The sequence below is a fragment of the Paenibacillus sp. YIM B09110 genome, assembly GCF_037167145.1.
In the GTDB taxonomy this organism is placed as follows: Bacteria; Bacillota; Bacilli; order Paenibacillales; family Paenibacillaceae; genus Pristimantibacillus.
The window spans coordinates 1-16545 of record NZ_JBANSP010000014.1 but is presented as its reverse complement, the minus strand read 5'-3'; the positions used below and the strand labels follow the sequence as shown (position 1 = coordinate 16545).

Sequence of the window (16545 nt, the reverse complement as noted above, 5' to 3'; positions counted from 1 at the left end):
TTCGATTTATTGTTTGAACCTGAAGCTCGATATATGTTCCAGCATTCAGGCTGCGAAGAGCGTGTAAGCGGGGAACTCGAGCTGATGGATTATACGCTTTATCATATTGAGGAGTTAACGTTTGAAGACAAGGCGCCTCGAAAGGAAGCTTTTGAAAATGTCATCAGCTCCATCCGTGTTCCCGGCATCAGTTTCATTTATTTGATTGTAGGGAATCAAAGCGGCGTATCTTTTTACTTTGGCATTGCCCGTGATTTAGCTTCTAAGACTCATTCGCCGTTGAACATTAGAGATATCGGGGAACAAATACTAGCGCCCAGCTTGAAGGGGAATTTTCGCGGAAGCACAGTGCGTTCGCTATCTCCGAGAGAGAAGGTGGATCTTAAAGCCTTTTTGAACGATTTGCCGGCTTATGGGCTTATGGAAGGCGTGCCAGGCGTTGATGAGGACAATGAACAATTTCAAGGGATAGACCGTTTAATCGATGTAATGATAGGCGATGTGTTTGCGCTAACAGTCATTGCCAAGCCCGTTGCCGAAGCTGCAATCACAGAGATGGAGCATCAATTGTATCAAATGTACTCCAAGCTGACACCGTTTGTGAAAAAAAATGTACAGGACAGCTTTTCCGAAAGCAGTGGTAAGAGTGATACTTTTGGCACCTCTCTTACAGATACGACGGGCAGTAACGCTTCAAAAGCGGAATCGCAATCGTCAGGCAGCTCGACCACAGAAACAACAGGAACGAACAAGAGTACAAGTCAAAGCACGAACCGCAATAATACGAATAATTCAGGAAGCAGCAGTTCCAGTCAAACGGGTGACTCGAAGGGAGGACAACAAGGCTCAAGCGAATCGAGGGCGGTTGCGACAAATAAGGGGACGAACGTAAGCGAAACGAATGGAACGTCCGAATCTAGATCTGACGGCACGACAAAGTCGGAAACGTTATCCACAACCGACTCCAAAAGCAATGCGGTTACGCTTGAATATATCGACAAAAAAGTTCAAGACTGGATTCAATATATGGATGACATCTTGTTTCCGCGAGTGGACTACGGCAAAAGCAAAGGGTTGTATATTACGGCTGTATCATTAGGTACAGTGTACGAAGGAAGTCTGTGGAAGCTTGGACATATTATGCAATCGTTGTTCGCGGCCAAAGCCGGCAATAAAATTCCGTTAAAGCTTCATAGGCTGCCTAAGGGACACATAAGGAAGTCTTTGCTTGAGTTTCAAATTCCCGAGGTTACATTGCATCAATTGACACAAAATGAGATGGAAGCCCGAATCGCATTATCTCAATCGGTCAGTCCCGAAAGAAGTTATTTGGGCAATTGGTACTCCAGCAACGAGCTAAGCGTATTGGCCGGATTACCTCACAAGGAAGTGGTCGGACTTACGCTCAAGGAAGAAGTCGAATTCGGTCTAAATGTACCCAAACATGCAAGGCAGCCTTTGCCGTTAGGACATTTGGTCCAAAGCGGCAGAGTGCTGGAGCACATAAGTGTGCCCATCGACAAAGAAGTCATGAACAAACATATATTCGTAACGGGCGTGACCGGAAGCGGAAAAACGACAACTTGCCAGAAGCTGCTGCTTGAAAGCGAAATGCCCTTTCTTGTCATAGAGCCAGCCAAGACGGAATATCGGATTATGAGACGAGCAGTCGATAGTTTGTACATTTTCACGTTAGGCCATAATACAGTCGCGCCGTTTCGTTTAAATCCGTTTGAGTTTTTCCCGCATGAAAGCATAACTTCACGCGTTGATATGATTAAAGCGGCGATAGAAGCATCTTTCGATATGGAGGCGGCGATTCCTCAAATTATCGAAACGGCGATTTATGAATGTTATAAGGATTATGGCTGGAATATTGCTTTAAACAAAAATACGCGTTTTTCGGATCCGTTTGCGGACGGCGTGTACGCATTTCCGACACTATCGGATTTAATCGAAAAAGTCGAAAGCGTGGTTCGCGATCAAGGCTTTGACGAGCGGCTAAAAAACGATTATATCGGTTCTATCCGCGCCCGGCTTCAGGGCTTGCTGGTCGGCGCCAAAGGCTTGATGCTGAACACGAAGCGTTCGATCGATTTCAATTGGCTGTCCGAACAGCGTGTCATTCTCGAATTGGAAGAGATCAAAAGCGGCAGCGAAAAGTCGCTTATTATGGGCTTTGTCTTAATGAATTTGGTAGAGGTATTAAAAGGGAAGCATAAAAAAGGCGAACGGCCTAGGCATATCACTTTATTAGAAGAAGCTCATCGTTTGCTTAGCAAATATTCACCCGGTGACAGCATGAATAAAAAACAGGGCGTTGAAGTGTTTACGGATATGTTGGCGGAGGTTCGCAAATACGGAGAGTCTCTTATTATTGTCGATCAAATTCCAAGCAAATTAACGCCGGAAGTGTTAAAAAACACAAATACAAAAATTGTCCATAAGTTGTTTGCCCAGGACGATAAGGAAGTCATTGGCAATACGATGGCGCTTCAAGAAGAACAACGCAACTTCTTATCGCACTTGGATGTAGGGCGGGCAATCGTGTTCACACAAGGATGGAGCAAAGCGGTCCAAGTGGCAATCGAACCGGCGACCGATACGACATCGGAAACGAACATAGCGGAAGCGGAACTGCGCGAGCAAGCGCTGCTGGTGTATCAGTCTCAATGCAAGCGAGGCGTTTTACCGGGATTAGAATTGTATGCAGACAAGCCTTCCGTATCGCTGATTGAATCGTATTTGTCTTTTATCCAGGGCCATTCGATCATTGAAGCTGTAAAAGATTTATTGAATAATCGGCCAGAGAGTGCGAATTATCCGTTTCAAACGGAGCTTAAGCGGGTTTGGATGGAGGAAATCCCGTACGATCTGTTCGTTTCGTTCTTTATGATTGAGCTATTTGCCGGTATGAGGCAGGAGCAAGTCGATCAAAAACATGAAGTCTTTGAAAAGTTGCTGAAAGCTTTGGCGGCTGGCGAATCTATTCAAAGCTTACAGCTTGTCATTGTTAGGTTGAAAAAATAATTATTTACGAATTGGGGTCATTTGTATGAGTTTAGGAGCTATTATCACAGGTATTAGTGCAGTGATAAGTACGATCGCATCGGTTGGCAGTATGGTTGCAACTTACGGTAAATCGATCTTTAGCGCCTTAAACGGGCTCGATTTATTGCGTATCGCGCAAGTAGTCGACATTATTTGTACGACTGTTGATCTCATATCGAAGCTGCTAGGGTTGGAAAATAAAGATACTGTGGATGAGCTTGGCGCCAAGGCGTTGCAAAGCGATAAACAATTGGAAGATTTTGATTCGGTGCAACAATATATCGATTACTTAAATAAGGAAATCCAAATCGATCAAACTAAGATGAAGGAAATGTCGCTGATGGACAAAATCGCTTGCCAAACCGTCGGCACTGCGATTTTGTCGAAAGGCATCGAAGAGAAAAAGGATATATTAATTCCAGGCGACTTCTGGACGACAATCGGCAAGCAAGCGATATCGCCGGAATTTGCAATGTCTGTTATTGAGGGCTTCAAGGAGGCCGGATTCCAGCAAGTTCAGATGACGAGCTACTTGAAGGGCGATTTGAAAATGGAAGAGATGGATAAATCGGAATCGATTATGATGAATAGTCTTAAAAAACTGAATCCCGAGCTTTCAGATGACCAAATGAAAGAACGATTGGGAGATATGATTCGTTCTGCGAATACGGAAGGTTGAGGTTGAAATGCGGCGTCATCAATATCTATTTGTTGTAACTTCTGCAGGAATAAAGACGATGCGTCAGAGAAAAGACTCTGAACATTTGGAATTGGTGCCTGTCAACGGCGAGATGTACTACACAGACTCCTTAGACTCGTATTGGGATTGGTGGAAAAACGCCAGCTCCTATCTCGATAAGGAGGATGAGATAGATTTTTGCTTAATTGTGGAAGAAACGGTTGACGGTTTATTTCATCCTCCTTTTGATGAAGCGGAAGAGAGTATATGGGGAATTTCGCAATTAAATCGCCTATTTCAACGAATGGACCTTGGAGCTATTGCTCATATGGAGAGAACGACTTGGGGACGATACTCCATTCGTGACCAACATGCACGGAAATGGCGGGTTCGTTTTCAGGAATCAAAGGATAAGGCGGCCGACGATGCGGAACCGTTAAGGAATGAAGACCCCTCTGAAATTATAGTGAGGAAACTTGACGATGAACATACGGATAATCATGATAAAATCGTAGTTGAAAGCGATATGGCTTATTATTACCGCAACAAAACGCAGAAATATTCCCAGTCGGATTAAAGTAGAGACCGCTACTTGAAACGATTAAACTGGATCCTCTATCAAGGACATTTTGAAAAAAAGAGTATTAGTCCGTGTTTAAGAGATGATTTCTGTACTGTACAGGAGTCATCTTTTTTAGTCCCCATTGATATCGATGATGGTTGTAATAACGGATATAGCGATTTATTTCTCGTTTTACTTCGGCATATGTCGTACAGTTTTGGATCTTTCATATGACCGTAATAGGATCCTGCGGAGCATTGTCCCAGCTGTTCCCACGACGTGGCATCGACTGTCTAAGTCCTTTTTGCTTCAATAAATCCTAAGTAGTTGTAATACCCCGAACGAGACACGTTTAGCAATTGACAAAGGTGACGGATCATCCATCCCGAGCCCTGCAGTATACAAAAAGGTACCCATACTCTAAACACTTTTTTCGAAGTGTCCAGTGCATGGGTACCTTTTTACGAGGGGCACCTTTCTTATTCATCCGAGTTTTCAATGTAAATGACGTAACCGCCCGAGTTAACCTCTCCATGGTGATAGGTTTCGTTCAGCTCATACGAATAGTTTGCTGTGACAGTCCCTCGCAGGACATGACTCGTTACAAGCGGGCTCACCAAAATCTGATAGCTGATTTGAACGGCGTTTCCCGGCGATACGTACCCTAAAAAAATGGAGCCTGAGGCATCCGGATCTGCGGCAGGCACCCCATTTATGCGAATCGATCCGCGTATTAGGGAGGTTTGCCTGATCGTAAGGCGATTTAAGGTAACATCCGCTGCCCAATTCCCGGTATTCGTCAGCACGACGTTATAATGGACAACTGCCTCTGGTTCTACGACGAGAGGATTCGTCGTTACTTCAATTTGAAAGTGCGGATAACAGACCTCTGTTGAAACGGCTCCAGACACCGAAGGATCCAGTCGTGTTACGGTCCCGCCTGTACTTCTGTAAGTGCCTTCCGTGCTGGCCTGGTTGACTAAAACTTGAGCCGGCGACACAATATTGCTGCCTGTAATCATTACCTCGAAGGTGACGACAGACTGCTTTCTAGGGGCAACCGTTCCTAGCGCGATACCTGTCGTCACCAATTCCCCGCTTTGCATAACGCCGTTCATGGTAATGCTGTTACGAACGAATAGCGTACCATTCGGGATGACGGCGAACAGAATAACATCGGCGGCGACGTCCCCATTGTTCGATACACGAGCGGTATACCGAAGGGATTCCCCCGGACTTGCGAGGGTTTTGTTCACCGTAAGGGTAATCGTTACATCCGGCTTATCGATTCGGATGACTGGAAGCGTGACGGTATTGGAATAGACGCTGTCCTCGACCAATCGCCCTCCAGCCGCCTCGAACGTATAATCTGCCCGCACTTGGTTACTAAGCTGAGCGCTAGTTATCTGCATGGAGGTCACAAGCTGGAAAGTAATTTGTACGGTCTGATTCAGTCCGAGTCTGCCAAGGTACAGACCGGACACGGGATTGGCGCCTGGAAGAGGAACACCATCCCGGTGTACGCTGTTAGGGACAAATTCCGTTCCCTCCTGCAGCAGATCATAGATGGTTATATCGGCGTCACGGTTGCCCGTATTAGTGATGTTGACGGCGAATATGACCGGCAAACCGGGAAATGCCTGAGACGATTCCGAGCTTTTGACCAAGGTTATAACAGGGCCGACAACAGGTGTGATCACCGTATTGGAATACGTAACGAATGAAGTGCCGCCTGCGTTATAGACAATCCGAGATTGGTTCAACAGGACTTCTTCCTTGGCCGAATCCGGAGTCATGACACAAGCACCTTGAAGGTTACTGTTGAAGTGGCTCCTGCTAATATGGAGCCGACAGCGATGCCGACCGAAGGATTTGCTGTCAAGAACGAATCACCATTCACGGTGACGCTGCCATCGACAAAGGTGCTGCCGACGGGAATCGGGTCGATGACCACGACATTATTGACGGTGGTAATACCGTTGTTGGTAACAAGAATCATGTAAGTGATCGTATCACCGGAAACGGCGTCAATGGCAACCGTACTCTTGACCACGCTGACATCCGGAGAGGATACCGGAATGACGACCGTATTGGACGGCGATGAACCGGTACCCGTTCTTCCGTCGGGAAGCAAGAAGGAGAAGTTAGCCACGGCCGAGTTGACCAGCTGCTGCGGTGACGGCAGCGTTTCAATGACGACTTGAAGCGTTACCGTAACGGTAATCCTTCCTCCAGGCTGTACTATACCGACTACGATGCCCATGTCGGGATTGACGCCTGGTTGCGGCTCACCATTAATAATGATGCTGTTGGGGACAAATTCAGCCCCGGCGGGTACTGGGTCTGTAAGCGTCACCGTTGCTGCCGCATTTCCCGTATTGGTAAGGTCCAAATAGTAGATAACGGTATCGCCAACCGTAGCGACGGTTACACTGGAGCTCTTGACAACACTGATAATCGCCTGCGCTACTTGCAGCGTGACAGCGTTGGACAGAGAAGTTCCCGAGAACGCGCCGGAGGTGAAGCTGACGGTAGCCTGGTTGCTGATGGTGCCGGATGCTGGCAAAGCTGTAGTCGTAAAGCTGAATCTGACTTCAACGCTGCCGCCAGGTACGATTGTTCCTAGTTGGATGCCGGATGACGGGTTGCTGCCGGGACGTGGATCGCCGTTAACCGTGACACTGCCCGCAACAAATGAGGCATTAGCAGGAATCGGGTCAACTAGAATAGCGTCTGTCACGTTTTGAATTCCGGCGTTGGTTACGGTAACGAGATAAGGAACAATGTCGCCAATCGTCGTCGCGGTAAAAGTAGTGCTTTTGACGGCAGTCACACTAGGCGACGATACATTGGAGGTCACTGTGTTCGACTGGACGGATCCTGTAAAGGTGCGCGTATCCGGCAAGGTATAGCTGAAGCCTGCTGTGGATTGGTTCACTAGCTGCTGGGTTGGCGGCAGTGAAGTGATCACCACAGAGAAGGTTAAGGTTACAGGGAAGCCCGGAGAAATGACGCCTAGCGGAATGCCGGCAGAAGGGTCGGCGCCTGGCAAGCTGGCGCCGTTCAGCAGTACGCTGTTCGTTACCAAGGTCGTACCGGACGGGATCGGATCGGTCAGCGTAGTCGTTGCTCCGATATTTCCGGAGTTCGTAATCGTGGAAGAGTATACGATGGTCTCTCCCACAGAGGTATTCGTGCTGCTGACCGTTTTGACAACGGACAGCGTGGGCTGGAACACAGGTGTGGCTACATTTTCCGAAAAGGCCGTTGCCGAGAGAGAGCCGGAAGTAAAGCTGACAAACGACTGATTGTTGACGAATGCAGGATTCGGAATCGAAGTAACCGTGACGCGGAAAGTGACCGGGACGGATGCTCCCGGTGCAATATCACCGAGCGCTATGCCGGCAGCCGGGTTTGCCGCAGGCTGGGATACAGTGTTTACCGTAACGCTTCCCGGAACAAATGCGGTTCCAACGGGAATCGGGTCGGTCAGCAGTGTATTGATGATCGCAGTAATTCCGTTATTCCTCACGTTGATGCTGTATTCTATTATATCGCCAACGGTGGAGGCGGTAGTGAGCGTTGTCTTGACTACAGAAACATTAGGCGCAGTTACGCCTACCGTAACTGTATTGGACGCTATCAAGCCGTTGAACGGACGTCCGTCAGGCAGCGTGTACGCGAAGCTGACCGAGGCCTGATTGAGAAGCTGCTGCGGCGTAGGCAGGTATTCGATTAGGACAGAGAAGGTGACATCAATGGGTGATCCCGGCGCAACGGCGCCGATAGCAATGCCCGTTACGGGAGACTCGGCGGCATGAGGCGCACCATTCACGATAACGCTGTTCGGAATGAAGGAGGTTCCCGTCGGTATACTGTCTGTTACCGTTGCCGAAGCACTGTAGTTACCGGAATTCGCTACGGTAATGGTGTAATTCAGCGTATCGCCTACCGTTGCAGTCGCAACGCCTGCCTTTTTCACGGCTGTCAGTATCGGCTGGTTAACTGCTATGACGGAAGTATTGGAAAAAGCCGTTCCTGAGAAGGCTCCGGAAGTAAATGTTGCAGACGATTGGTTGATCAATGAACCGGAGGTTGGAAGAGATTCCACCTGGACGTTGAAGGTAACGGTGATTGTTGCTCCCGGCGCAATCGGTCCTAGCGGAATTCCGCTGGATGGGATGGAGGCAGGACTGGACACCATGTTGATCTTAACCGAACCAGGCACAAAGGATGAGCCAGGAGCAATCGGGTCTGTAAAGACAGTATTAGTAATCGGTGCAATACCTGTATTGGTCACGCTAACGGAATAGGGAACGATGTCTCCGATTGTTGTATTGGTCGTTGTAGAGCTCTTAACAATAGATATATTGGGGGCGGACACTGAAATAGTCAGTGTATTGGACTGAGCAATGCCAGACAGCGGACGTCCGTCCGGCGGTACAAAGGTATAGTCTGCTTCAGCCTGATTGGCAAGCTGCTGCGGGCTCGGCAAGGAAACGACAAGTACGCTAAAGGTCACACGTACCGTTGCCCCGGCTGCCACGGACCCAACTGGAATACCCGTTGCCGGATCAGCTCCGGCCACAGGCAAACCTCTAACTACCACGCTGTTCGGAATAAACGTTGTGCTGTTAGGAATAGCATCGGTCAATATAACCTGTGCTGGCAGATTGCCTGTGTTGGATACATCGACCGTGTATGTAACCGAGCTTCCAACCGAGGCATTGGACGTATCCGAAGATTTCACCAGCGTGATGACAGGTTGCGTGACGGGCACATTCACATTGTTGGACTGGGACGCCGACGAGAAAGCGCCTGATGTAAAACTGACCGTAGATTGGTTCGAAATTACGGATGGAGTGGGCATGTTAACCATCACCTCGAAGGTTACGGTAGCAGAAGCGCTGGGGGCTAATGTACCGATTGGAATGCCGATAGCTGGATTTGCAAGCGGTACGGATGCACCATTCACAAATACGCTCCCGGTGATAAAGCTGGTGCCCTGCGGCATCATGTCGCTTACGACTGCATTGTTGATCGGAGTTGCCCCGTTGTTCGAGACCAATACGGTATATGTGACCGTGTCTCCGCTGGCTACCGATGTGCTGCCAGTGCTTTTGAGCATAGAGACATTAGGAGCGGATACCGATACTAAGACCGTGTTGGACATCGAATTTTTGGTAAACATTCTTCCGTCTGGCAAGGTATAGCTGTATAAAGCATTGGATTGGTTAGAGAGCTGCTGTGGATTGGGCAGGGACACGACTGTAACCGAGAAGCTAACAACATTGATTTCGCCTGCGGATACCGTGTCCAGCGGGATGCCTGTAGTCGGATCGACACCTGGATTCGGGAAGCCGTTAATAATTACGCTATTCGGCACGAAGACAACTTCAGGCGGTAAAATATCCTCCAATTGAACTTCAGCCGGGTAATTGCCGGTATTACTGACAGTCAGTGAATACGTAAAGGTATCGCCTACGGTCAATGTGCTGACACTGCTGCTCTTGACAATGTCAATGACAGGTAAGTAAGCGGCCGTTGTGATCACTGCTGAAGAGGAGGAGCCGGTAAAACTTCCCGAAGTAAAGCTCACATTGGCCCGATTACTTAATTGTGCCGGGATGGTCGGCGCAACGGCTGCTACACGGACGTTGAAGGTAATCGGCACGGTAGTCCCTGCGGTTATGGTTCCAAGCGAGATGCCTCCGCTAGGGTCAGCGTTTGGCAAAGATATGCCGTTCACGACGGTACTGCCGGTTACAAAAATCGTATCGGCTGGAAGGTTATCTGAGAACACGGCATTCGTAACGGCTGATACGCCGTTGTTGGTGACGGCGATCGAATATGTCAAAATGTCGTTAATCGTAGCAATCGTGCTGTTAACCGCTTTGGTGACGGTCAGATTAGGCGAAGTAGCCGGAATGTCGACCACATTAGATGGCGACGTAAAACCTGTAAATGGACGCCCGCTCGGCAATTGATACGAATATGCCGTCGTTGCTTGATTCACGAGCCTCGGCGGAGAGGGCAGCGTGTTCAGGACGAATTGAAACGTGACAGGAACAGAGCTTCCTGGCGCAATGGATCCGAGAGATATGCCTGCAATCGGCGAAGCGCCCGGGACGGAAACCGTATTGACCGTCACACTTCCAGGTACAAAGGAGGTACCTGCCGGAAGTGTATCCGATAAGGTTGCTTGCGCGGCCAAATTGCCGGTATTCGAGACGAATATCGTATAGCTCAATGTATCTCCGACGGTGGCGACGCTTTGGTTCACCGATTTCACTGTAGCGATAATAGGTTGATAGACCGGGACGGTGACGGTATTGGACAACGATACGCCGCTGAACACTCCGGAGCTGTATGCCACGGAAGCGCGGTTGACAAATTGCGCGGGCGTGGGGAGCGATGAAGACGTTACTTGGAAAGCGACGGTTGCAGAACTACCCGCAGTTAATGTGCCGATAGTTATGCCGCTTGCAGGATTGGCTGACGGCTGGGGCGTTCCGTTCAGGGTCACGCTGCCCGCAACAAGAACAGAACCGCTTGGCATGGCATCTGTAAGAGTCACATTCGTGACGGCAACGGTGCCGTTGTTGGCTATCAGGGCGGTATAGGTGTAAGCCTCCCCGACAGAAGCGTCCGGTACGCTGGAGCTTTTGACGACAGTTACATTCGGAAGGGCAACAGGTAAGGTCACGGTGTTCGAGGCTGCCGAGCCGGATGAGGTTCGGGCGTCGGGAACCGTGAACGTATACGCGGCCTTAGCTTGGTTCACCAGTTGAGGAGGGGAGGGCAGACTTTGAACCAATACCTGAAAAGTAACGGTAGCCGAGCCGCCTGCCGGAATGGACCCTGCCGAAACGCCGGTAGCAATATTGGCTCCCGGCACGGTCACGCCGCCTACGGTTACACTGTTCGGCACGAAGGAAGTACCGGCAGGAATTGGATCCGTCACGGTCGTCGTGCCGGCAATATTGCCGGAATTGGTCACAACAATGGTGTAGGTGACCGTGCTTCCTACAGTCGCATTAGCCGTGCTTGCCGTTTTGTTCATGGACAGAATCGGCGAATACACCGGCACGGTTACTCCGTTGGATGGAATGACGGCAGGGGTGATCGGACCTCCGGCAACGCTCTGGAAGTTGAAGGAGGCATTAGCTGTATTGACGAGCAGCTGCGATCCGGGCATGGACGTTACCCGCGTGCTGTAGGCCACTGCGATGGAAGCACCCGGCACCAGCGTGCCGACTGGAACGCCAGCCGTAATATCGCCCGTCGGTCTGGCAACACCTGCAACCGAGACGCTTCCCGCAACAAAAGTTAATCCGGCTGGAAGGCTGTCGGTCACAATCATGTCGGTCGCATTGGCCGTTCCGGTATTGGTGACGGTAACCGTATATCGGATCGTATCCCCGGTCAGGGAGCCGGAGACATTAGCTGATTTGGTCACACCGACCCTAGGTGCGTTAATATCGATTTGCAAGGCGTTGGCATTAAGCACATAGGCATCGCCCGATGTTGTTAACCTAAGTACGGCGGAGGTCTGATTATTGACCAATCGGGCTGATACATCCACATTGGTAATATCCCAGCCTTGCCTTCCCCCCACAATATTGCTTCCTGGTGCGCCGTTCGTCTGGTTGCGGCTCCCGAAGGTGCCTGAAGTATCCAACGCTCCGGTATCGTTGTTAATCTGGGAGGCAAAGAAGTTGTTGGCAAAATTGTTCGTACCCGATATAGCGACCAAGGTTGATGTGGTAGGACCGAACAACGCTTGATCGCCGGTACGGTTGGCATCTCCCTCTTGACCGCTGAACAAGGCGCGGCCTCCCAGCGCCCCCGATACAGGCGTAGAAAAACCGGTAAGCGTAGTCGTAACAGCCGACGAGGTGCTCTGAACCAGAACCGCTCCTGCCCGCAAAGACATATTGCGGAAAGGAAGCGAGGCATTCTGATAGATGACGCCGAGCGTCCATCCGGCATTGTTGGCGGTTGGATCATTGCTGATGATCAGTGTGCCTACAACCCGTCCTGTCGTATAGGTTCCGCCGCCTCCCTGCTGCACCAGCGAGGTCACATTTGCCGTTCGCACATAACCAAGGGCCCCTCCGCCCAGGTCAAAGATGTTGCTCGTAGCCGAGTCTGGCGTTACATCGGACGTCCCGGCGGGTGTCGTGAAGGATACCGGATTATTAATGGCTGCTGTCAGATTGGTCGTGCCATTGACATAGGTGCCGCCCCAGATCAGCTCTGCGTAAAGCACCGAGCTGCCACCGGGAAGATTCAAAACGGCCGACGAGCTGTTGAGCAAGTAGTTATCCGTGGTGCCAAAAGGATAGGTGCCGTATCGCAAGGCGGTATTGGTTGTAACGAATGCGCCGATGCTGTCGGAAGTTCCGGGAACGCCGGACACCTCGGAACGACTGAGACCCAAAGTGTTTCCCGTAAAGGTAATGGCGCCTGTTGCATTAACAGTTGCCCGCACGATGAGTGGAATGTGGATTCACCTCCATTTCCGAAAAACAACTCCATAAAAGTTTCTACCAACTCATAACTATGAGCCTAAACTTTTGAATTTGTCTGTCCAAATGGGGGGAAGGCAATTAAATTATCGAGAATAGCGGAATCGTTTCTTAGGGCTGCTTGAAATTCGCGGCGCTTTTTTGTTGTGGCGTCTTTGCGGCGGCAAGGAACGTTTCGGGGGCATTGGCGGTTCGATTTCGCTCTCTTTGGGAAGGTGCGGCTCTTGTTCTTCCATCAATTCCGGTGGATCTTCGATTTTGCGCAGTGATTGTACGCAGGAGGGTTCCATATGGGTTTGGCGTGATAATTGGTCAAGCTCGAATGGGGAGATGTACTCCTTTACAACGACAAAATGATACATGATTTCATCCACGATATTGTTCTGAAGCCGCCCAAGTTCGTCCAGTTCTTCGGATTCATAAATAGGCGAGTGAAAGATATCGTTGTAAAAGCATTCCATCCGAATCAAACGGAAATCGAATGGAAGACCGCCTAGGTCGAGATAATGCGGGACGGCCGGAGATTCGGGTCCGTGCGGCGGCTGATAAAAATGCTTTGTGAAATAACGCGGGGTGTGCTCGTCGAAACGATGCCGGAGCATGGGGTTGGTCACGTTCTTGAAGCTGTGGGCATAAGGAGCCAGTATGCATACGATGGATTTATGAATGGAAATGCGATAGGTTTCGGACAACACTGCAAATAAATCTTGTACGTAAGGTAGACTGCGGCAGGCCATAACCCATTCTACCGAATCATCGGGCAGAGGAATGCCGTTGTTCATATCCCATACTAAATCCACGCCATCCAGCGGATAGCGGTCAATTCCGTAAAAATCAGGGTGCTTGTTCGTGCCGCAGCCCAAATCCAGCTTCATCATCGATCCCTCCTGGGTAGGTGTGAATGTATTGATTTTCATCCTATAAAGTATCCCATAGATGGTCAAGATGTGACTGAAAGCAACCTGTGCCAACATTTTAATAGTTTTTTGTTAGGTGAAAACCAGTTATAATTGTGGTTAGACTATAGACAACGATAGGACACTTAACGATGAGCGCACAATTCATGGACTTCTTAACCATTTTGCTGCCTACCTATTTTTTCTTTTATATGGCCATTACATTGATTCATCGCAACAGAAGGAGTATGTTGAATCGAATTGCGGCTTTTCTTATGTTTGCTTTTTTGTTTTATTTCCTTGGCGAATATGTGAAAACGTCCTTGCTGACCGAATATCAAATGCAGATTGTTCTATATGGGAACGCCCCGATGCTTTTGTTTGTCATTTGTTTCTTAGTCCATCTTAGTATACTCATTGGAAGCTCAATAACAGCTTCGTTGAAACGATGGCTGCCATTGATTTATTCGGCACCATTTTTATTATGGGCAGTTTTCTTAATAATGAAGGATCATCGGGAGCTTTATAATGCCGCTGTTACGGAGGGACGAAGCCCGCTCGATCCGTTGTTTTTGCTCCTTACCCTTATTTTTGTCGCGGGGTACATCCTAATTTCAGTCATTATTTTGGCCGTTTGCCGATATCGTGCGCGGGAAGCCAAACTAAAAATAATCTCACAGTCTCTGCTGCTTAGTTTATTTTCGCTGTTTGCTTGGTTTGTCATCGTCACTATTCTTCTGCAAACGGAGATATTAACGTCGCGCAACGCAATGATTTATTATTTCATAGGTTATTTGCTCTGGTCTGTCGTTCTTCGTCATTTGATTGGAAAACATAACATCATGCCGGATTACCGCAAGCTGTTTCATATCCTCTTCAAGTCCGCGCCGACGGCCATTTTTTTATTGGACCGGAAGGGATCCATTATAGAAATGAACCCCCGGGCCAATCAGTGGTTCGAGGGTATTCCCGTTCAGCAGATTACGAGCCATTTTCAATGTGATGACGGGCCAGGTTTTAACGAAATTTTGGCTTTATATGTACAAGGAAAAGATAAGGCAGCCAACATGGAGATTCGAATGAACAATCCTGATCCGAATCAGGGACATATGGATTTAATGATGGGCTTTGAATTAATCGATGGCGTTAACGAGCAATTATTCGTGATGCATCTTACTGACGTAACCTCCTTAAAGGATACGGAACGCAAATTATTGGAATCCGAAAGAGGTTATAAGCATCTCGCGCATCACGATTTGTTGACCGATCTTTATAATCGGACTGCGATTCGGGAGCATTTGGAGCTAAAGACGGCAGGCAACGATTGGTTTGCTCTTGCATTAATTGATTTGGATAATTTCAAGCAGGTTAACGATACGTATGGCCATCATGTTGGCGATCTGTATCTCAGGCATATAGCGGATACCATTAAATTTGGTGCAAAACCTGGCGATCTATTAGGCCGGATCGGAGGAGACGAGTTCGTCCTAATCGTTCCATGCTCCGAGCAAAGCGAGGTTAACGCTTTGATTAACGATCGGCTGAGCTTATTATCCGAAACCTCGTTCCCGCATGAGGCAACTGAAATTCCGATCTCGTTTTCAGTAGGGGTCAGTGTGTATCCTAGAGATACGACGGACGTTACGAAGTTAATAAAATACGCGGATGAAGCCATGTATAAGGTTAAACGATCGGGGAAAAATGGGAGCTTGATTTATTCAAGAATATAACTTTTTAAGAGCGCTGTCCCAATCTGGGGCGGCGCTTTTTACGATCCTTCTATATCTTGGACCCAATGAATATATTTTGTTGTAGGAATTCGGATGCAGATTGAAGGAGGAAGCGGGCAAAATGGACGTTTATTCTAACGGTTCTATTATACATACAGGCACGGAGCCAAGGGTGCAAATGATTAACAGCTTTATTACCTTAATACGTGAAGCGAATGAACTTTTACAGGAGGAAACCGATCTGTCGCCTGCTAATCAATTGGTTACGAATCTGATTAGTCAGTTCTCGCTTCAGTTGCGATACCCTTATTATCCGGAAGAGGTACAAGCTGTTTTAAGCAATGAATACGTTCGAATGAACCAACGAAAACTGCAGGATAAGTTGTCGGAAGCCGAGTTTTTAGTAGAGCTGAGCGACTCTCGCCACATTTCCAGTTTGGAGGGCACTGTCTTGGATATCGTGACGAGGCTGCCTAATTGGAATATTTACATGGCCTTGGTTAGTCAGGAGCTGTCGACGCTTCGTCAGTTCACCCCGCAGGATAGTCAGAGAGAGAAGTCGCCGATTGTTTTTGTTGGCAGCGGACCGTTGCCGCTAAGTCCTCTTATTTTGCACTTGTTCGGTGATGTGGAGGTTATCTGCGTGGAAATGGATGCAGTGGCCTATGAGGTATCCAGCACATTGATAGAGCACTTGGGCTTGAGGGATAAATTGACTGTCGTGTTGGGTAATGGATCAGAGTTTGACTATAGCTCTTACAGCCGGATCTTTGTTGCTAGTCTAGTGAGGAATAAGCAAGCGGTGCTTGAACAAATCCGTCATACTTCCCCGGATTCTCTTGTAGCTGTTCGCACAGCGGAGGGAATAAGGCAAATGATGTACGAAGCGATTGATGAATCGAAATTGAGTCAGGAGGGATGGAACATTCTGGGGCGAACTCGTCCTGATCAAAATCTTGTTATTAATTCGACTTTGTTTCTTGCCTCTAAAGCCGCCCTGTAATGGGGCAATGTCATTAAGATAACCTCTAAGACAAGATCAGGAATATGAATGTAATCCGAAACGGCATGGGGAACCTCCTTTGCCGTTTGTTTT

The 16545-nt window shown here is 48.6% G+C and carries 8 protein-coding genes and 1 pseudogene; 5 read left to right on the top strand and 4 right to left on the bottom strand.

The window, feature by feature from the left end; translation table 11 throughout:
* The first annotated feature begins 9 nt into the window (after positions 1 to 9).
* The 3 genes from V8F51_RS19690 to V8F51_RS19680 are packed head-to-tail and all read left to right on the top strand — an operon-like array spanning position 10 to position 4307.
* The gene (locus tag V8F51_RS19690) at positions 10 to 3030 is read left to right on the top strand and encodes an ATP-binding protein (protein ID WP_337102113.1); all 3021 of its coding nucleotides are present in this window, start codon (positions 10 to 12) and stop codon (positions 3028 to 3030) included.
* A 25-nt stretch (positions 3031 to 3055) separates the two neighbouring features.
* Positions 3056 to 3730: a hypothetical protein gene (locus V8F51_RS19685; protein ID WP_337102112.1), complete on the top strand. Its 675-nt coding sequence runs from the start codon at positions 3056 to 3058 to the stop codon at positions 3728 to 3730.
* 7 nt (positions 3731 to 3737) lie between these two features.
* Entirely contained in the window at positions 3738 to 4307 is a 570-nt protein-coding gene (locus V8F51_RS19680) for a hypothetical protein (protein WP_337102111.1), read from the top strand.
* A gap of 67 nt (positions 4308 to 4374) precedes the next feature.
* Here V8F51_RS19680 and V8F51_RS19675 read toward each other — a convergent pair.
* From V8F51_RS19675 to V8F51_RS19660, 4 genes and pseudogenes are all read right to left on the bottom strand, one after another.
* Positions 4375 to 4608, bottom strand: a pseudogene (locus V8F51_RS19675) (IS3 family transposase); the annotation flags it as partial.
* A 163-nt stretch (positions 4609 to 4771) separates the two neighbouring features.
* Positions 4772 to 6088, bottom strand: coding sequence for a DUF11 domain-containing protein (locus V8F51_RS19670; protein WP_337102110.1), 1317 nt, complete (start codon positions 6086 to 6088; stop codon positions 4772 to 4774).
* Positions 6085 to 12786: a DUF7507 domain-containing protein gene (locus V8F51_RS19665; RefSeq protein WP_337102109.1), complete on the bottom strand. Its 6702-nt coding sequence runs from the start codon at positions 12784 to 12786 to the stop codon at positions 6085 to 6087. Before V8F51_RS19665 ends, V8F51_RS19670 begins: the two co-directional genes overlap by 4 nt.
* Before the next feature lie 123 nt (positions 12787 to 12909).
* Positions 12910 to 13698, bottom strand: coding sequence for a class I SAM-dependent methyltransferase (locus V8F51_RS19660; protein ID WP_337102108.1), 789 nt, complete (start codon positions 13696 to 13698; stop codon positions 12910 to 12912).
* A 524-nt stretch (positions 13699 to 14222) separates the two neighbouring features.
* Between V8F51_RS19660 and V8F51_RS19655 the strand changes: the two genes are divergently transcribed.
* Together V8F51_RS19655 and V8F51_RS19650 are read left to right on the top strand one after the other, a co-directional pair.
* On the top strand, positions 14223 to 15449 hold the full coding sequence (locus tag V8F51_RS19655) for a sensor domain-containing diguanylate cyclase (RefSeq protein ID WP_337102107.1): 1227 nt from the start codon (positions 14223 to 14225) through the stop codon (positions 15447 to 15449).
* Positions 15450 to 15570: 121 nt separating this feature from the next.
* Positions 15571 to 16452, top strand: a complete 882-nt coding sequence (locus V8F51_RS19650; RefSeq protein WP_337102106.1) for a nicotianamine synthase family protein — start codon at positions 15571 to 15573, stop codon at positions 16450 to 16452.
* Positions 16453 to 16545 lie beyond the last annotated feature (93 nt).

What these genes read in the sequence shown, in the direction of transcription:
- V8F51_RS19670 (WP_337102110.1), bottom strand. Translation starts at nt 6,088, where the DNA reads ATGACTCCGGATTCGGCCAAGGAAGAAGTCCTGTTGAACCAATCTCGG.
- V8F51_RS19650 (WP_337102106.1), top strand. Translation starts at nt 15,571, where the DNA reads ATGGACGTTTATTCTAACGGTTCTATTATACATACAGGCACGGAGCCA.
- V8F51_RS19660 (WP_337102108.1), bottom strand. Translation starts at nt 13,698, where the DNA reads ATGAAGCTGGATTTGGGCTGCGGCACGAACAAGCACCCTGATTTTTAC.
- V8F51_RS19680 (WP_337102111.1), top strand. Translation starts at nt 3,738, where the DNA reads ATGCGGCGTCATCAATATCTATTTGTTGTAACTTCTGCAGGAATAAAG.
- V8F51_RS19685 (WP_337102112.1), top strand. Translation starts at nt 3,056, where the DNA reads ATGAGTTTAGGAGCTATTATCACAGGTATTAGTGCAGTGATAAGTACG.
- V8F51_RS19655 (WP_337102107.1), top strand. Translation starts at nt 14,223, where the DNA reads ATGAAGGATCATCGGGAGCTTTATAATGCCGCTGTTACGGAGGGACGA.